We start from the raw sequence: 18,255 nt of genomic DNA on the forward strand, positions 1-18,255 counted from the left end.
CCGTACTGAGACCACTTAGCATGACCACTGCCAAACCGGATCTACTGTCCCTCGCGTCACGCTTCGCGCTGTTGCCGGATGCGCAGCGCAAGGCCTTTCTCACGAAGCTCGACGCCGCCGGTATCGACTTTCGCGTGCTGCCGATTCCGCCGCGCGCCGAGCGCACCGCGAGCGTGCCGGCTTCGTTCGCGCAAACGCGTCTGTGGCTGCATGCGCGGATGATCGACGAACCGGCCGCGTATCACATCACCGAGCGGCTGCGGCTCGACGGCGCGCTCGACGCCAACGCGCTGCGTCTTTCGTGCGATGCGTTGATCGCCCGCCACGAAGCGCTACGTACGACTTTCGCCGAAAGCGGCGACGGCGTGTTGCAGACAGTGCACGCGCCCTCGCGCTGCCCATGGCACGCCAGCGATGTGAGCGCGTGGCCCGCGGATCAGCGCGAGGCGCGTGCCGCCGACATCGCACGGACCGATGAAGCCAAGTCCTTCGATCTATCGCTCGGCCCGCTGATGCGCGCGCATCTGATTCGCCTCGATGCGAACACGCATTGGCTCGCGTTGACGACGCATCACATCGTCTCCGACGGCTGGTCTTCGGATGTGATACTGGCGGAGCTGGCATCGTTCTATCGCGCGTATGCGAAGAGCGAAGCGGTGTCGCTCGCGCCGTTGCCGATCCAGTACGCCGACTTCGCGTTGTGGCAGCGCCGTTGGCTGGACGCGGGCGAACGCGAACGCCAGTTGTCGTTCTGGCGCGAGCGGCTGGATGCGAATCGCGACGTGCTGATGTTGCCGGGCGCCGCGCCGCGTCCGGCGCAGCGCAGCGCGCGTGGCGCACGGCATCGTTTCGTCCTCGATGTCGCGCTCGTGCAGCAAGTGAAGACATTGGCCAATGCGCAGCGCGCGACGCCGTTCGCCGTACTGCTGGCGGCGTTGAGTGCGTTGCTCGCGCGCTCGTCGGGCGAAACGCAGATTCAGATCGGCGTGCCCGCGGCCAATCGCGAGCGCGGCGAAGTGGCCGGTCTCGTCGGCTTCTTCGTGAACACGCTGACGCTTGCCACGCCGGTTCCCGCGACGCAGCCATTCGCCGCGTTGGTCGGCGCGACGCAGCAAACGCTGATCGACGCCCAATCGCATCAGGACGTGCCGTTCGAACAGGTGGTCGAAGCGCTCGGCGTGGTGCGCAGCGCGAGTCATCATCCGCTGTTTCAGGTGATGGCCGCATATGGCGCGCGGCGCCGTTTGCCGTCGCTCGCGGAAGTGCGCATGACGGAGTTGCCTTCCGGTGCGCCGTTCGCCAAGTTCGATTTGACGCTGAGCTTCGAGGAACGGAACGACGGTTCGATCGATGCGTACTTTATTTACGCGCTCGATCTGTTCGACGCCGATGCCATTGAGCGCCTCGCCGCGCGATTCATCGAGTTGCTGTCGAATGCGACGGCGGCATCCGCCACCGCGGTCGGCGATCTGCAATGGCTGCCGGAAGCGGAACGTGCACAACTCGACGCATGGAATAGCACCGCCATCCCTTCTGAAACAGCATTCAGACCGGTGCATCAGCGCGTGGCCGACCACGCCAGAGCGCGGCCGGATGCACGCGGCGTTGCGGATATGAACCGCTCGCTCACGCGCGGCGAGGTGGATGTGCGAGCCGCGCGTTTGGCGCAACGCCTCGTCGCGGCAGGCGTGAGTGCGGAGATGCGGGTCGGCGTCGCGTTGAGCCGCTCGGTGGATCTGCTGGTCGGTCTGATCGCGGCGCTGAAGTCGGGCGGCGCGTTCGTTCCGCTCGATCCGAGCCATCCGCGTGAGCGTCTTGCACAGATTCTCGACGACGCGCAGATCACGCACGTCATCACGGAACGCCGGAGTCTCGCCGCGTTGCCGGCGTCGGACCGTTTGCGATTGTGGCTGATCGACGAGGAAGCGCATGCTGACGAGCCATCGGCAGCGGACGTCGAGTTGCCGCGCGTGTCGCCGCATCAGGCGGCGTATGTGATTTATACGTCCGGCTCGACAGGCAAGCCGAAGGGCGTGGTGGTCGATCACGGTTCGTTCGCGCTGCATTGCGCGGCGATCGCCGAGCGCTATGGCGCGGGCGAGCGTGACGTGTTCCTGCTGTTCCAGTCGGTCAATTTCGACGGCGCGCATGAAGGCTGGTTCTCGCAATACATGTCCGGCGCGGCCGTGGCCGTCACCGCGGACACATTGTGGCCGCCCGCGCAAACCTGCCGGATGATGGCGCGCGAAGGCGTGACCATGACCTACGTGCCGCCCGGTTGCGCAACCCAACTCGCTGAATGGGCGCTCGCGCACGGTGCGCCGCCCAGCTTGCGTTCGCTGACGGTGGGCGGTGAAGCCACCTCGCGTGAAGCGTTCGCGCTGATGCGCCGGGCGTTTCCAAACGCGCGCATCGTCAACGGATACGGGCCGACCGAAACCGTCATCACGCCGATGCTGTGGATGTTCTATCCGACCGACGACACCGCGAAGCTCGCGGACAGCGCCTATTTGCCGATCGGCACGCTGGTCGGCGCGCGCTCGGCGCACGTGCTCGATTCACGCTTGAATCCGCTGCCGGTCGGCGTGATCGGCGAGTTGTATCTGGGCGGCGAGGGCGTGGGTGTCGCGCGCGGCTATCTCGATCGGCCGGCGCTCACGGCCGAGCGCTTCGTGCCGGATCCGTTCGGTCCACCGGGCGCTCGGCTCTATCGTACGGGCGACCTCGTCAAGCGGCGCGCGGACGGCGTGTTCGACTTTATCGGCCGCGTCGATCATCAGGTGAAGCTGCGCGGCTTGCGGATCGAACTCGGTGAGATCGAAGCGCAACTCGCCGCGCACGACGATGTGCGTGAAGCCGTGGCGATCGTGCATGGCAAGGGCGCGCAAGCGGCGCTGGTGGCGTATGTGGAATTGAGCGCCGAGGCGCGTGAGCGCAGCACGCGCGCGGATGCGGCGGAGCTCGACGCGCATCTGCGTCACACGTTGCCGGATTACATGGTGCCCGCGCATATCGTCGTGCTCGACGCGTTGCCGCGCAATGCCAACAGCAAGGTGGACCGCGCGGCATTGCCCGAGCCGCAGCGAGTCGCGCGGGCCTACCAGGCGCCTGCGGCGGGACTCGAAAGCGCGCTTGCGCAGATTTTCCGCGAAGTGCTGGGCGTGGAGCGCGTCGGCCGCGCCGATCATTTCTTCGAACTCGGCGGGCATTCGCTGGCCGCGGTCCGTGTGGCGACGCGCGTGGCCGAGCGGCTCGCGCGTGATGTGCCGGTGCGTACGCTTTTCGAAGCACCGACGCTTGCGCAATACGCGCAACGGGTGCTGGCTTCGGCACGCAGCGAAGCGCTGGCCGATGCGGGCAATGACGCTTCGAGTGGCGCTTCGAATTCACAACCGATAGCGGACGCGAACGGCATTCTGCCGCTTTCTTCCGCGCAATTGAGCTTGTGGTTCCTGTGGCGCTCGCAACCGGAGAGCGCGGCGTACAACATTCCTGTTGCGCTGCGTTTGCGTGGCGCGCTCGATGTAGATGCGTTGCGCGAAGCGTTTGCTCAAGCGGCCGCGCGGCATCCGGCGTTGCGTGTGCGGCTGGTTGAACGCGATGGGCAGTTGCCGGGTCAACGTGTGGCCGAGCCCGCGCCGTTCGATCTGCGCGTTGTCGATCTATCTGGCGATCGGTCGGACACGGCCCGCGAGAGCGCCGCTGTCGCGCTCACCGACGAAGACGCGCTCACGCCATTCGATCTGCTCGACAATGCGCCGCTCTGGCGTGTGCGCCTATTGCGTCTCGCGGAGCACGATCATGTGTTGTCGCTGGTCGTGCATCACATCGTGTCGGACGGTCAGTCGATCGATCTATGGCTCGATGACGTGCGCGCCACGTATGTCGCGATCGTGCGCGGCGCGTCGCCGAGAGCTTCGTTGTTGGGAACGGCTGAGAATCGAGAGCTGGTCTTGCCGGTCGCCGCGCCGCGAGCGCGCTTGTCGTTCTGGCGCGATGCATTGGCCGACGCGCCGTCGCACGTGCTGCCGTCGCCGTCGTCGGGCCGTGCCGTGTCACCCACCTGGAGCTGCGGCCGTCTCGCGTTCGAATTCAGCCCGGCGCTCGTGCGCCGCGCTCGCTCGATGGCGCTCGAAGTCCACGCCACCTTGCCCATGCTGCTGCATGCCGCGCTGAACGTGGCCTTCTATCGCGCGACGGGCGCCACCGATCAACCGGTCGGCGTTCTCGCCTCCACGCGCGAACTGACCGGCGAGGCCGCGCGCCGCGCGCTCGGACTCTTTATCAATGCGGTCGTCGTGCGCACGCGGCTCGCGAAAACCGACACACCCACGACGCTGCTCGCCGAAGTCCGTGACGCCGCGCTCGCCGCTTATGCGCACGCTGACACGCCGTTTGCCGACGTGGTCGCGGCGTTGCGCGCTCCTCGTACCGAAGCGGCCAATCCTTTGTTCTCGGTGATGTTCAACTACCTGCGCCCAGCGGGAACATCTGAACGGGACTGGGCTGGTCTTACGCTCGACGATTTCAACGACGTGCGGCACCGCGTGGTGTTCGAACTGGAACTGGATGTGGTCGAGCATGCCGACGGGCGCGTGACCGGTGCCTTCTCGTACGCGAACGAGCTGGTGGACGGCCGCTTCGTCGAGATACTGACCGCCGACTATCTGGACGTGGTGCAACAGTTCGTCGATGCGCCGCATGAGCAACTGGGCGCTTCAGCCGCGCGCTTTGCGCTCGAGTCCGCCAGCGTTGCGGCCGGCACGGAGGCGAGCGCGACCTCTCACGACGAAGCATCGCAACGCGCGCAGGCGCTCGAACGCGTCTGGAGCGGTCTCTTCGAAGGCAACACGCCCGCGCATCACGACGACCTGTTCGAAGCGGGCGCGAGTTCGTTCGATGTGGTTCGCTTCGTCGATGCCGCGCGGGCCGCCGGGCATGTGCTGGAAATCGCCGACGTGTTCGCCGCGCCGACCTTCGCCCAGCTTGGGGCACGGCTCGTTGCGCGGGGATCAAGCGTCGTCGAGTTACGGGACGACGCATGAGGCCACTAAGAAAGCCGGCAAAAACCGCAGTCAATAAAAACCGCATCAATCACGAAAGATTTTTCACCGGCCCGCGCATGCGGCGCGCCGGCTTCCACCGATAAGGACCTGCGACATGCACAGAGACACCGTATTTGATCTGATCGGAATCGGCTTCGGACCGTCGAATCTTGCGCTTGCCGTGCGCCTCGCCGAAGAGGCCGGCGTGTCGGACCTCGCGCATTGCTTCATCGAGCGTCAGCCGGAATTCGGCTGGCATCGCGGCATGCTGCTCGATGATTGCCGGATGCAGATTTCCTTTCTGAAGGATCTTGTGACAATGCGCGATCCGAAAAGCCGCTTCACGTTCATCAATTATCTGTTCGAGCGTGGACGTCTGGCGGATTTCGTCAATCTGAAGAACTTCTATCCGACGCGTGTGGAGTTTCACGATTACCTGAGCTGGGTCGCGGCGTCGTTCGACGATCGCGTGAACTACGGCCAGACCGTGACCGGCATCGAAGCGGTCAAGAGTGCAGCCAACACGAACGACGTCGAAGCGCTGCGGGTTTTCTCGCGCGACAGCGAAGGCCGCGAGTGGCAGCGCGTGACACGGGCGCTGTCGGTCGGCATCGGCGGCGGTCCGCAGGTGCCGGAAGCCTTTGCCGCGCTGGGTACGCACAACATTGTGCATTCGTCGCAGTACCTGACGTCCATCGACCGCGCGGTCGGACCCGCGGACGGCGCGCGAAAACGCGTGGCGGTGATCGGCGCGGGACAGAGCGCGGCCGAGGTGTTCGTCGACCTGACGCGCCGCTTTCCGCACGTCGATGCGAGCCTCATCATCCGCTCGAGCGCGCTGAAACCCGCCGACGACAGCCCTTTCGTCAACGAGATTTTCAGCCCGGCCTTTACCGATATCGTCTACGCGCAGCCACGCGACGGCCGCCGTTCGTTGATCGAGCGCTTTCGCGACACCAACTACGCGGTGGTCGATCGTCGGCTGATCGAGCAGATCTACGAGATGCTTTACCTGCAGAACGTGTCCGCCGATCCGCGACACCGGCTGCTCGCGAACACCGGCATCGAAACGGCGGTGCGCACGGCGGGCGGCCAGATCGAACTCACATTGCGTGATCGTCTGAGCGGCCACGCGCGCGCCGAGCAGTTCGACGCGCTGGTGCTCGCGACGGGCTACCGGCGCGACACGCATTTCGAGCTGCTGGATGGCCTCGCGCCGCATCTCGGCGATGCGCTTGCGCAAGGCAACGTCGAACGCGACTATCGGCTCGCCACGCCGGCGAGTTTCAAACCACGCGTTTATCTGCAGGGCTGCTGCGAAGACAGTCACGGGCTGTCCGACACGCTGCTGTCGGTGCTCGCGCTGCGCTCCGACGAAATCGCCGCGTCGCTCGCGCACCACGCATCGCAGGACCGGTCGGCCGGCCGGACACAACAGGCACAAGAAAACGCGACGAACGTGGGCCGCATGGCCTTCGCTCTTTAATAAAAGACGGCCGCTTCAGCCGTAGAAAACCCCGGTCCTGGCGTGCCACGATTCACACATAGGAAACCACTATGCCGAAGAAAAAACTCGTTTATATCTGGTCGCTGAGAAACGCAGCCGCCGACAAGGCCGGGCAAGACGTCGCGTACAAGAGCGGCACGCGCTACATGAAGTCGGTGCTGGAGTCCCTCGTCGAGGCACTTAACGACACCGAACTAGGCGATCAGTACTCGCTCGAAAAAGTCATTTACGACGATGACGCCGGGTCCAGCGTGGATCGCGAGAAACTGAAGGAATACGGCTTCGCTTACGAACCGGGCAAGCGCTGGTTCTATCCGCCGAATCTGCGTGTGCAGGGCAAGCCGGTCAACGATCTGCTGCTCGCCATTCCATCGACGTACCGGCGTGAGCCGCTCGATGCGCCCGGACGACCGGCAGGCAAGAGCGCTTTTGAAAAGCATCTGCTCGATACGCTGGTGGAGTTGAAGGCCGATATCGTCGTGCTCGACGGGTTGTTGATCATTCTCGACGAACTGGTTCGGCCGGGCGCGCCGTTCTATCGCAAGATCGTAAACATTCATCCGGGCGTGACGCGCGCCGAATCGCCGTACGAGCGGCGCGGCGCGTATGCGACGCTCGATGCGCTCTACGGCGCGCGCGGCCAGAAGGTCGTCAACTGGAAGACGATGGAGACCGTGGCGGTCGAACCGCTCTATCTGACCGGCGCATCGTTTCACTATGTCGACAACGGTATCGATTCCGGCGAGGTGATTCACGACGTGCTGAATACCGAAATCGATAAGGACGATACGATCCTCGAACTGCGCTGGAACAATTTCAACCGCAGTCTTTTCCCGGCTTTGAATGAAGGGCTGGCGATGATGGCGGGCCAGAAGGTGCAAGTGGAGGCGTGAGCGGTGAGGCGGCGTGTAAGCGCCGCTCCAAACTTATTTGCTTGCGCATGGCGCCGTCGACGAAGCGCTAACTAACACGCGTCGCATTGGGCTTGTTGTTGCTGCTGCTTCGCCAGCACGGGCTTCTCGCTTTTTAGTCTTCTCGATGCGCTGCCTGAAATCGCGAAACTGAGCGCGGCAAGCACCCACACGCCGACTCCGCCGTAGACCATCACCCAGCCGAAGCCCCGCATCAACGCGGCATGCACGACGCTGCCCGACGGGTCGATTTGCGCCAACGCGGGCATCCCCATTCTGACCGCTTCGACATCGCCCGCCGCAATCTTCTCGGCGAGTCTGCCGAGCGGCGCGGTGTCGAGCGTCGTCGGCAATCGCGTCTTCAGGTTAAAGAGAATCCCGCCGACCAGGATTGCGCCCATCAACGCGATGTTGATCGCGAGCGTAATCATCCGCGCACTCATATCGATGCCCGACGCCATGCCGGCGCGTTCCGCGGGAACCGCAGCGGTCGTCGTATTGGTGACGGGCGTATTGGTGAGACCGAGGCCCGCGCCCGCGATCATGCAACCCGGCAACAGGGTCCATGCGTTGGCATGCGCGGCGCCGCTGCCGTAACGCATCAGCATGAAGCCGAGGCCGATCGTAAACAGTCCGGCGGGTATGGCGATGCCCGAGCCGTAACGCAGTGCGAGACGTTCGCCAAGCGGCGGAAACAGCAGCGTCGGCAGCGTATAGGCGAGCAACGCGAGTCCTGCGCTCACGCTGTCATAGCCGAGGCCGATCTGGAAGTAGATCGGCAGATAGATCATGAACGGCCAGAAGCTGAAATTCATGCCCGCCGAGCCCATCAGTGCGCCGGAAAACTGCGGAATCCTGAATACGGAAAAGTCGAACATGGGCCGCGCATTGAGTTTCTCGGCAAACAGAAAAGCCACGAAAGCGACCAGCGTCGCCGCGATGATGAAGAGCGCACGCGGATTGCTGAAGCCAAGCGCCGGAACCTGCGTGATGAAATACACGAGCCCGAACACCGCCAGCGACAACGTGACGATGCCGGCAACGTCGAGCGTATGCGCATGTGGGTCACGCGATTCCTGCACGCCGCTGAAAACGAGCGTCAAGGTCACGACAGCGAGTAGCGCGTGCACCCAGAAGACCCATTGCCAACTCGACAACGCCACGATCCCCCCGCCGATGATCGGCCCAAAGCCGAGTCCGATACCGAAGATGATGCCCCACGCGCTGAATGCGCGAGCGCGTTCGGGGCCTGCGTTGAACTGATGCGATAGCACGGCCACCTGGCAGATCAGCATGGCGCCGCCGCTCGCGCCTTGCAGCAGGCGCGCGACCATCAGCGTCGGCACGCTCTGCGCGAGTCCGCAGATCAACGAGGTGATGCCGAACAACGCGATGCCGATCACGAAGATGCACCGGCGGCCGAAGCGGTCCGCGAGTGTGCCGGTCGCCATCAGCACGGTGGTCACCGCGAGCGTGTAGGCGTTCATGATCCACTGCATGCCTTTGAAGTCGCCGTGCAGCACGCGTTCGAGCGTCGGCAGGATCACCGGCACGCTGGAGATTTCGAGGCCGAACATTAGCGACGCAAGGCATACCGCGCCCAACGCCAAAGTGTTTTTGCGGCGCGAGAGGAAAGCGGCGGGTTGTGGGATATCGTCGCTCGCAACGCTTCGTGCACGATGTGCTTCGCGCGAGATCGGTTGACGTCGAATTGCTGCATTCGGGCTGGGCCGTTCTGCACGCCGTGGCGGCGCGATCGGGTCTTGTGACATGGATATTCACCTCGTTAGTCGATGGGCTCGCCCACCATGGACTGTGTAATATAGGGGGAATTCGGGTCCCGATTGACGCATAAAAATCCCGGAAATGCGTCTCCATGGGAACCAATAGGGCGAACAGATGAGCGACATCCTCGACGGTGTGACGACGTTCGTGCGCGTGGTGGAAACAGGCAGTTTTGCGCTTGCGGCGGAGCGGATGAACCTGACGCGCTCGGCGGTCGGCAAAGTGATCGTGCGGCTCGACAAGCGGCTCGGCGTGCGCCTGCTCAATCGTACGACGCGCAGCCAGAGCCTCACCGAGGACGGCCAGGCTTACTACGACCGCTGCGTGCGCGCGCTGGCCGAACTCGAAGCCGCCGAAGCCGATCTCGACTCCGGGCGCCGCGAGCCCCAAGGCCGTTTGCGCGTGAGCGTGCCGCAGGCTTTCGGTCACTACTGCGTGGCGCCCGTGCTGCTCGGACTTGCGCGCAAGCATCCGCAATTGAAGATCGACATTTCGATTACCGACCGCTTCGTCGACGTGATCGAAGAGGGTTTCGATCTCGTGGTGCGCGTGGGCCCGCTCGCCGACAGCGTGAGCCTCGCCGCACGCAAGCTCGGTATGCAGCATGCGAGTATCGGCGCCGCGCCGGCTTATCTCGCGCGTCATGGCACGCCGCGCAACGTGGAGGAATTACGCGGCCATGCGGTGATCGCCTACTTGCGAGCAGGATCGGCGCAGCCGTGGGATGTGGTCGACGTCGATGGGCAAATCCGCCGCGCGCAGGTTCAACCGCAACTCGGTTTCGACGACATGAAAGGGATTGTCGATGCCGCTCTCGCCGGCTTCGGCCTCGCTTGGCTGCCGAGTTGGCTATTGGCCCGTTATGAGAAAACAGGCGAGCTGGTGACGGTGATGGAAAATTGTTTCCGGCCTGCTCAGGAGATTCACCTGGTGTGGCCGAAAAGCCGCTATCTGCCGCTGAAAACGCGCTGTGCGATCGATGCGCTGGTTGCGGAGATTCCCGCCATGATCGGGGCGCCCGCCAAGGGCGCCCCTCGTTCACGCGATGCTTAGAACTGCAGCGTTGCGCTGGCTACGGCAGTGCGCGTCGGCGACGGCGCCACGTAGTAACCCCACGCCGTCGTCCAGTAACGGCGGTTGAACAGGTTGTTGATGCCCGCGCGGAACGTCACGTCCTTGCCCGCGATCTTCGTCTCATAGCGGCCGCTCAGATCGAACGTGGTGTATGCCGGCACGAATTGCGTATTCTGCGCATCGACGGCCTGGTTGCCGACGTACTTGCCGCCGAACGCCAGCGTCAGCGGACGCAGATACGACGGGTTGTATTCGATGCGGCCCGTCACGGTGAAGCGCGGCGCACCGTAGATGCGCTTGCCTTCCACGGTCGGGTCGTTCACGTCCATGGCCTTCGTATCGAGCCACATCACGCCGCCCAGCACGCGCCATTCGCTCGTGACCGCAAGCCAGCCGCTCGCGTCGAGGCCTTGATAGCGTTTGGTGCCGTCCTGCACGAAGATATTGTCGACGTTCGTGTAGTTGTAACCCTGATCGACGCGGAACAGCGCGAGGTTGGCGCCCCACTTGGCGTGATCAGTCTTGAAGCCGACTTCGTACTGCTTGCTGCGCAGCGGGCCGAAGGTGTCCGGGTAGTTGAGGTTGGTATTCGAAGCCGCCCCGCCTTGTTCCAGCGACTCCACGTAGCTCGCGTACAGCGTCGAGTACGGATCGGTCTTGAACATCAGCGCGAAGGTCGGCGTGACCGGATCCGCCTGATACTGCGACGACACCGCGCCGCTCGGGTCGTACACGTGCTGCTGATATTGCGTGTAGCGCACGCCGACCAGCGCCGACAGACGCGACGTGAGTTGCACGGTATCGCTCGCGTACACGGCGGCTTGCGTGGTGCGCTGCTGACGGTACAGGTTCGAGCCGATGCTGACCTCGTCGTTGGTCAGCAAGGTGCTGGCGTACAGATTGCCGTTGCCGAGGAAGTAGCCATCGTTCCAACCCGTGCTGTTGCTGTACTCACTGGTTTGCGTCAGGAAGCCCGCGCCCACCACCACGTCGTGCTTGATGCTGCCCGTGTTGAAATGGCCTTGCACCATGCCGTCGACGTTCTGATAGAAGTAGCGCGTCATGGCCGCGTAGAGCGTGTTCGAGTAGTTGCCTGCAGGGTCGGTGACGAACAGCAGGCTATCCGAATTCGTGCGGTTCTCCTTGGCGAAGCGGTACTTGATGCTCGCATGCCAGTTTTCGGAGATGCGGTAATCCAGGCCCGTGCCGAACGAGGCCATCTCGGTCTCGTAGTAGTTCTGCGGTTGCGTGAGCGCGTGGGTGACTTTGCTCGCGTCGGGAATGCCGCCGGCGTCGCCGCCGAACATCAGGCCGAACAGCGTGCCGTTGGTTCTGCGCTTCTGGTAGAACGCGTCGGCGCTCCAGGTCAGATCCGGCGTGATGCGGAAGTCGAATGCGAGCGACGCGACCTGGCGGCGCACGTGGCCGTGGTCTTCGGCGGTGTTGCCGTTTTCGTTGGCGAGGTTCAGGCGATAGCCGAAACGGTCGTCATTACCGAAGCGGCCGCCCAGATCCACCGCCTCGCTGAACACGCCGGCCGACTTGTAGCCGACCGAGATGCTGCGGTACGGCGTGTCGGTGGGGCGCTTCAACACGTAATTGACGATGCCGCCCGGCGAGCCGAAGCCGTACATGAAGCCCGACAGGCCCTTGAGCAACTCGACCTGCTCGAACGGTTCGAGCGAGAGGTCGGTGTCCCACGAAGGGAAACTCTGGCCGTCCACCTTGACGCTGTTCAGCGTGTCGATCGGCATGCCGCGCACGGTGAACATGGAGTTTTCGCTGATTGCGTTCTCGCTGGTCACCGAGACCGCCGGATCGTACTTGTACAGATCATTGGCGGTCGTCGCGAACAGGTCCTGCGCTTCGTCGCTCGTCACGACGTGGGTCGAGAACGGCGTGTCCACCTGCTTGCGCGAACCCAGCGCGCCCGCGCTGATTGTGTCGGCCTGCGCCACGGTAGTGTCTTTCGACGCCGAGACGCTCACGGCCGGCAGCGTCGCGCCAGCGTCGCTGGCGGCGACCTGCGCCCAGCCCGACGTCGATAGCGTGGAAAGCGTCAAACCGACGCTGGCGAGAAGCCCCGCGCTCAGCAGCGAGGGAGTGCGGCGTTGGCCGCGCACAAACGCCGGTTTGCCGGCGACAAAGAATTTCTGCATGTTGTTCGAATTGGACAGAGTGACGCCTGTCGCGCACCTGGAAAAGTGCGAAACGGCCTCAGCGACAGCGAGTGGTTGGAGTAATCGAAATGTAAGAACGCAGGTGCGTTTAAATGGTAATGCATCTGATTCGCATTAACAATATATTTATTGCGAGTTCTGAGTCATCTATAAGACATCTGTCATAAGACGGCGCTAAATCGGCCCAAAGCCTTGTCTGGCGGGGCTCGACCCTCTTGATGGCGTTTCCGGGATATGTTTGTTTAGCAGCGAGTAGAGGAAAACACGCATATACTCACGGCTTGGCCGTAGAAAGTAGTGCCATGCGTCGCGCCGCAATGTTGTTTTGCCGCAACGTGCTGGTCGGCACCGCCGAACGCTCTGTCTAACACTTCACCTAGCAAAGCACCGAACATGTCCACACCGCCGAAGATCATCTACACCCTGACCGACGAAGCGCCTGCTCTGGCGACTTACTCGCTGCTGCCGATCGTGAAGGCGTTCACGCGCTCGTCCGACGTGATCGTCGAAACGCGCGATATTTCGCTTGCCGGCCGGATCATCGCTGCATTCCCCGATTACCTGAGCGCGGAACAGAAGGGTCCCGACGATCTGGCGGAGCTGGGTGGACTCAGCACGCGTCCGGAAGCGAACGTCATCAAGCTGCCGAACATCAGCGCGTCGGTGCCGCAACTGAAGGCCGCGATCAGCGAACTGCGCGATCAGGGTTACAAGCTCCCGGCTTATCCGGACGTCGCGAATACCGACGCCGAAAAAGATGTCAAGGCGCGCTACGACAAGATCAAGGGCAGCGCCGTCAACCCGGTGCTGCGCGAAGGCAATTCGGACCGCCGCGCGCCGCTGTCGGTCAAGAACTACGCACGCAAGCATCCGCACAAGATGGGCGCATGGAGCGCGGACTCGAAGTCGCACGTCGCGCACATGAGTGGCGGCGATTTCTACGGCAGCGAGAAGTCGGCGCTGATCGGCGCAGCCGGTTCGGTGAAGATCGAACTGACGGCAGCGGACGGCTCGAAGACGGTGCTGAAGGAAAAGACGGCCGTGCAAGCGGGCGAGATCATCGACGCTTCGGTGCTGTCGAAGAACGCGCTGCGCAGCTTCATCGAAGCGGAAATCGCGGACGCGAAGGCGAAGGGCGTGCTGTTCTCGGTGCACCTGAAGGCCACCATGATGAAGGTGTCGGATCCGATCATCTTCGGTCACGTGGTGTCGGTGTTCTACAAAGACGTGCTGAGCAAGCACGCCGACGCGCTGGCGCAAGCCGGCTTCAACCCGAACAACGGCATCGGCGATCTGTACGCGCGCCTGAAAGACCTGCCGGCTGAAACGGTTGCCGCGATCGAAGCCGACATCAAGGCGCAATACGAACAGCGTCCGCAACTGGCCATGGTCAATTCGGACAAGGGTATTACCAGCCTGCACGTGCCGAGCGACGTGATCGTCGACGCGTCCATGCCGGCCATGATCCGCGAGTCGGGCAAGATGTGGGGCGCGGACGGCGCGCTGCACGACGCCAAGGCCGTGATTCCGGACCGCTGCTACGCGGACGTGTATCAGGCGGTGATCGAAGACTGCAAGAAGCACGGCGCGTTCGATCCGGTCACGATGGGCACGGTGCCCAACGTCGGCCTGATGGCGCAAGCGGCTGAAGAATACGGCTCACACGACAAGACGTTCCAGATCCCCGCAAACGGCGTGGTTCGCGTGACGGACGCGGCCGGCACGGTGCTGATCGAACACCAGGTGGAAGCAGGCGACATCTGGCGCATGTGCCAGACCAAGGACGCGCCGGTTCAGGATTGGGTCAAGCTCGCGGTCAATCGCGCCCGCGCCACCAACACGCCGGCTGTGTTCTGGCTCGACGCGGCTCGCGCGCACGACGCTCAGATCATCAAGAAGGTCGAGCAATACCTGAAGAACCACGACACCACCGGTCTGGACATTCGCGTCATGACGCCGGTCGAGGCGACCAGGTTCTCGATCGAGCGTATTCGCGCCGGCAAGGACACGATTTCGGTCACCGGCAATGTGCTGCGCGACTACCTGACCGACCTGTTCCCGATCATGGAACTGGGCACGAGCGCGAAGATGCTGTCCATCGTCCCGCTGATGGCCGGTGGCGGCATGTTCGAAACCGGCGCGGGCGGTTCGGCGCCGAAGCACGTTCAGCAACTGGTCGAAGAAGGTTTCCTGCGTTGGGACTCGCTGGGTGAATTCCTGGCGTTGGCCGCGTCGCTCGAACATCTGAGCAGCGCGTATCACAACCCGAAGGCGCAGGTTCTGGCCAAGACGCTGGATCAGGCAACCGGCAAGTTCCTCGACAACGACAAGTCGCCGGCGCGCAAGGTTGGCGGTATCGACAACCGTGGCAGCCACTTCTACCTCGCGCTGTACTGGGCCGAAGCACTGGCCGCGCAAACCGAAGACGCGGCGCTGCAGGCGCAGTTCGCCGGCGTGGCGAAGGCATTGGCTGAGAACGAGGCGAAGATCGTCGAAGAACTGGCTGCGGCACAAGGCAAGCCGGTGGATATCGGCGGTTACTATCGTCCAAATGTCGAACTGACGAGCAAGGCCATGCGTCCGAGCGCCACGCTCAACAAGATCGTGGACGCGATTGCGTAAGGCACTGAGGCCGTAGGCCGCACAGAAGCAAGCGGTAAACATGACGATGGCGCTTTCAAGCGCCATCGTCGTTTCTACGCCAACGTGGACAATGGCCATGCCGGCCATCACACGTGAACGATTTCCCAATCGCTGAGTTTCTCTGGAATCTCGAGCGTCGACGTGTCGTCGGCTTCCGAGAGATGCGGGCAGATCAAGCCGCGCGCGAGGTCGTCCGCCGCCTGTTGCGGGCTGGCAAATTCACCGAGCGTTTCATTGCCGTAGGTGGCCTCCCAACCGTCCTGGCCCGGCAAAATATAGAAAGCACCCTGATTCGAACCGAAGCGAAAGCCTTTCATTTTTAGTCTCCCAAGTACCATTTAAAAACCGCGGTGCCGTGGCGGCTTCGTTTCAGAGGTTGGGATTCTTCAGACAGTGTTTTGTCTCTTCCCGCTCCGCTCGACTACTGAAGCGCCGGCTCTTGTAAAAGAGTCTACGTCAGCATGCAGCGGCGCAAGTGGCTGTTAGACGCTTCGTTCAATCAAAAATTGTTGTTTATAAATAACGGCTTATTGCTTTGGTTTCACGATATGCAACGTGGGGCGACATTGCGAAATGCCGAATTTGTGCCACGCACCACGATTTTTTACGAAGCGCGTGATCGTTCCGCATCGTGAAATATTGAGGGTTTTGAGCGACGCTTGCGCCGAAGCGCCGCAGCCAGGAGACGCGGCGAGCGCCGCCATCCTGTTCAACGTGCAATCCGGCGCAGGAAATCCAGCACCACGCGATTGAATTGCGCGGGCCTTTGCAGCGGCGCGAAATGGCTCACGCCGGGCAGCAGGATCAACTCCGCGCCCGGAATGCTGCGGGCGAGATAGTCGGCGTGTTCCGGCTTGATGAACTCGTCGTGCTCGCTCTGCACGATCGCGACCGGCACGCGAATCTTTGCAAGATCGTCGGCGGAATAGTTGGGCTCGGTTTTCATCATCGCGCTGACCGCGCCTACAAACGCTTCGAACTCGCGCGGTGTCGCCGATAGCTGCGCGTAGTCTTTGGCATGGCGGCTGAAGCAGCGCTCGATCGCGGGCGTGGGTACAAACGGCTTGGTGCCGCTCGGATCCATATTGCAGCCGAAGAAGAACACGCCCGCTACGCGCTCAGGGGCGGTCGCGCCCAATACCATCGCGACGCAGGCGCCGTCGCTCCAGCCCACCAGCGCGGCGCGTTCGAGTTGCAGCGTGTCCATGACGGCCAGCACGTCGGACGCCATCAGTTCGTAGCGGTAGGGCCGCGCGTCGCGGGTGCTGCGGCCGTGGCCGCGGCTGTCGACGACCACCACGCGATGCCCCGCGTCGAGCAGCGCCGGAACCTGATAACCCCAATTGCCGCTGTGTCCAAGGCCGCCGTGCAGCAGGATCACCGGCGCGCCTGCGCCATAGGACGCGTACCAAATGCGCGCGCCTTCGTGCTCGACGTAGCCTTCGTCGCTCGGGTCCGGCAGCGGCGCGGCGCCGCGGGCTTCGAAGTGTTCGAGGTCGTCGTCGTGCGGGTGGGTGGAGGGTTCCATTGCCGTTGTCTCCGCTGTGTCGACCGGAGTTGGCGCTTTTGGCGCGCTACTCCGGTCCTTGCAACATGCTGCGTTGTGATTCGCTAGGTTGCCAGCATTGCCATCAGAAGATCAACAGACCTACGACATTTTGCATTCAGGCGGTGTGGGCACATCTTCCTTCGTCCCCACACGGCTCTTTCTAGTGACGCGTCTGTCCGAGCCCGGTCTGTGCCGCCGGATTGCCGCCAGTCGCGCCCACTGCGAGCTTTCTGCGCGGCGCGGGGAACACCACCAGCATCAACACGACGCCCGCGAGCAAAACAACAGCCAGTCCGATCAATCCATATTGCGCGCTGCCGGTCTGCGTCTTGACCCAGCCGACGAACGCCGGACTCACGAACCCGCCGGTGCCGCCGAGACTCGTGATCATCGCAATACCGCCCGCCGCCGACGAGCGCGGCAGGAAGGTCTGCGGAATCGTCCAGAACACCACGAACGACCCATACGAAGCCGCTGCGGCAAGCGCCAGCAGCCCGACGCCGAGCGTGACGTTATGGCCGGCGGCGGGCAACAAGGCAAACGCCAGCGCGGTCACGCAGGCGCTCACCGCGACGTGCCAGCGCCGCTCCATGGTCCGGTCCGAGCTGGCGCCCACCACATAGGTCCCAAGCGCCGCCGCGATGAACACCAGCGCCGACAACAGGCCCACGTCCAGCACGTTGGCGACGCCCAGATCGCGGATGATGGTGGGCGCCCAGAAACCGATCGCGTTGAACGGCATCATCACCGCGAAGTAGACGAGCGCCGCGAGATAAACGCGCGGGTTGGCGAGCGCGCCGCGCAGTCCGTCGAGATGGCCGGTCTGTTTCGCCTTTTCGTCGGCGGCGAGTTCACGCGAGACCAGCGCTTTCTCATGCTCGTCGAGCCAGCTCACATCGTCCGGCTTGTCGCCGAGCAGGAGGAAGGCGACGATGCCGAGCGTCACCGCCGGCACGCCTTCGAGCAGGAACAGCCACTGCCAGCCGGGTAAGCCGCCCACGCCGGCCAGCCGCGTCATGATGAACCCCGACATCGGGCCGCCGACAATCCCGGCCACCGCCGTCGCCATCATCAGGAAGGCGGTGACGCGAGCGCGCCGCGCGCCCGGAAACCAGCAGCTCAGATAGAAGATGATGCCGGGGAAGAAGCCCGCTTCAGTCACGCCGAGCAGGAAGCGCATGGCGTAGAACTGCGTCGGCGTGCGCACGAACATCATCAGACTCGACACCAGCCCCCACGCGAACATGATGCGTAAAAGCGTGCGGCGTGCGCCGATACGCTGCATCCACAGATTGCTCGGCACTTCAAAGAGCACGTAGCCGATGAAGAAAAGCCCCGCGCCCAGACCATATGTCGACTCCGAAAAACCGAGGTCGTGCATGAACTGAAGCTTGGCGAAGCTGATGTTGACGCGGTCGATATAGCTGATCACGTAGCAGAGAAACAGCAACGGAATCAGCCGGAAAAAGATCTTGCGATAAGTGCGTTCGACGTCGACGGACGTGTTGTCGCCGGATGTCGATGCGTCTGAATGCGAATAGCCGTGCATGATGGTCTCGCG

At 63.3% G+C, this 18,255-nt stretch carries 10 protein-coding genes; 5 read left to right on the plus strand and 5 right to left on the minus strand.

What is annotated here, in order from left to right; all coding sequences use genetic code 11:
- Window positions 1–20: 20 nt before the first annotated feature.
- The 3 genes from B0G81_RS04130 to B0G81_RS04140 all read left to right on the plus strand — a co-directional run bounded on the left by B0G81_RS04130 (window position 21) and on the right by B0G81_RS04140 (window position 7,445).
- The gene (locus B0G81_RS04130) at window positions 21–5,045 is read left to right on the plus strand and encodes a non-ribosomal peptide synthetase (RefSeq protein WP_134133624.1); all 5,025 of its coding nucleotides are present in this window, start codon (window positions 21–23) and stop codon (window positions 5,043–5,045) included.
- Between the two features lie 115 nt (window positions 5,046–5,160).
- Complete coding sequence (locus B0G81_RS04135) at window positions 5,161–6,531, plus strand: lysine N(6)-hydroxylase/L-ornithine N(5)-oxygenase family protein (RefSeq protein ID WP_134133625.1); 1,371 nt, start codon at window positions 5,161–5,163, stop codon at window positions 6,529–6,531.
- A 71-nt stretch (window positions 6,532–6,602) separates the two neighbouring features.
- On the plus strand, window positions 6,603–7,445 hold the full coding sequence (locus B0G81_RS04140; RefSeq protein WP_106278631.1) for a formyltransferase family protein: 843 nt from the start codon (window positions 6,603–6,605) through the stop codon (window positions 7,443–7,445).
- Window positions 7,446–7,516: 71 nt separating this feature from the next.
- Here B0G81_RS04140 and B0G81_RS04145 read toward each other — a convergent pair whose 3' ends face one another.
- Complete coding sequence (locus B0G81_RS04145) at window positions 7,517–9,235, minus strand: MFS transporter (protein WP_243856350.1); 1,719 nt, start codon at window positions 9,233–9,235, stop codon at window positions 7,517–7,519.
- Window positions 9,236–9,362: 127 nt separating this feature from the next.
- On the opposite strand from B0G81_RS04145, the gene B0G81_RS04150 reads away from it, so the two are divergent.
- The gene (locus B0G81_RS04150) at window positions 9,363–10,301 is read left to right on the plus strand and encodes a LysR family transcriptional regulator (RefSeq protein WP_134133626.1); all 939 of its coding nucleotides are present in this window, start codon (window positions 9,363–9,365) and stop codon (window positions 10,299–10,301) included.
- On the opposite strand, the gene B0G81_RS04155 is transcribed toward B0G81_RS04150, so the two are convergent.
- Window positions 10,298–12,481, minus strand: a complete 2,184-nt coding sequence (locus B0G81_RS04155; RefSeq protein ID WP_134133627.1) for a TonB-dependent siderophore receptor — start codon at window positions 12,479–12,481, stop codon at window positions 10,298–10,300. The genes B0G81_RS04150 and B0G81_RS04155 overlap by 4 nt on opposite strands.
- A gap of 414 nt (window positions 12,482–12,895) precedes the next feature.
- Here B0G81_RS04155 and B0G81_RS04160 point away from each other — a divergent pair, with 414 nt between their 5' ends.
- Window positions 12,896–15,124: an NADP-dependent isocitrate dehydrogenase gene (locus B0G81_RS04160; RefSeq protein WP_116123004.1), complete on the plus strand. Its 2,229-nt coding sequence runs from the start codon at window positions 12,896–12,898 to the stop codon at window positions 15,122–15,124.
- 107 nt (window positions 15,125–15,231) lie between these two features.
- Here the strand turns inward: B0G81_RS04160 and B0G81_RS04165 are convergent, their stop codons facing one another.
- The 3 genes from B0G81_RS04165 to B0G81_RS04175 form a co-directional block, all read right to left on the minus strand.
- On the minus strand, window positions 15,232–15,462 hold the full coding sequence (locus tag B0G81_RS04165; RefSeq protein ID WP_106278622.1) for a hypothetical protein: 231 nt from the start codon (window positions 15,460–15,462) through the stop codon (window positions 15,232–15,234).
- A gap of 392 nt (window positions 15,463–15,854) precedes the next feature.
- Window positions 15,855–16,673, minus strand: coding sequence for an alpha/beta hydrolase (locus tag B0G81_RS04170; RefSeq protein WP_134133628.1), 819 nt, complete (start codon window positions 16,671–16,673; stop codon window positions 15,855–15,857).
- A gap of 181 nt (window positions 16,674–16,854) precedes the next feature.
- On the minus strand, window positions 16,855–18,243 hold the full coding sequence (locus B0G81_RS04175; RefSeq protein ID WP_134133629.1) for an MFS transporter: 1,389 nt from the start codon (window positions 18,241–18,243) through the stop codon (window positions 16,855–16,857).
- Between the last annotated feature and the right edge of the window lie 12 nt (window positions 18,244–18,255).

It is taken from the genome of Paraburkholderia sp. BL6665CI2N2 (assembly GCF_004366535.1).
Taxonomy (GTDB): Bacteria; Pseudomonadota; Gammaproteobacteria; order Burkholderiales; family Burkholderiaceae; genus Paraburkholderia.

What these genes read in the sequence shown, in the direction of transcription:
- B0G81_RS04130 (WP_134133624.1), top strand. Translation starts at nt 21, where the DNA reads ATGACCACTGCCAAACCGGATCTACTGTCCCTCGCGTCACGCTTCGCG.
- B0G81_RS04135 (WP_134133625.1), top strand. Translation starts at nt 5,161, where the DNA reads ATGCACAGAGACACCGTATTTGATCTGATCGGAATCGGCTTCGGACCG.
- B0G81_RS04140 (WP_106278631.1), top strand. Translation starts at nt 6,603, where the DNA reads ATGCCGAAGAAAAAACTCGTTTATATCTGGTCGCTGAGAAACGCAGCC.
- B0G81_RS04145 (WP_243856350.1), bottom strand. Translation starts at nt 9,235, where the DNA reads ATGTCACAAGACCCGATCGCGCCGCCACGGCGTGCAGAACGGCCCAGC.
- B0G81_RS04150 (WP_134133626.1), top strand. Translation starts at nt 9,363, where the DNA reads ATGAGCGACATCCTCGACGGTGTGACGACGTTCGTGCGCGTGGTGGAA.
- B0G81_RS04155 (WP_134133627.1), bottom strand. Translation starts at nt 12,481, where the DNA reads ATGCAGAAATTCTTTGTCGCCGGCAAACCGGCGTTTGTGCGCGGCCAA.
- B0G81_RS04160 (WP_116123004.1), top strand. Translation starts at nt 12,896, where the DNA reads ATGTCCACACCGCCGAAGATCATCTACACCCTGACCGACGAAGCGCCT.
- B0G81_RS04165 (WP_106278622.1), bottom strand. Translation starts at nt 15,462, where the DNA reads ATGAAAGGCTTTCGCTTCGGTTCGAATCAGGGTGCTTTCTATATTTTG.
- B0G81_RS04170 (WP_134133628.1), bottom strand. Translation starts at nt 16,673, where the DNA reads ATGGAACCCTCCACCCACCCGCACGACGACGACCTCGAACACTTCGAA.
- B0G81_RS04175 (WP_134133629.1), bottom strand. Translation starts at nt 18,243, where the DNA reads ATGCACGGCTATTCGCATTCAGACGCATCGACATCCGGCGACAACACG.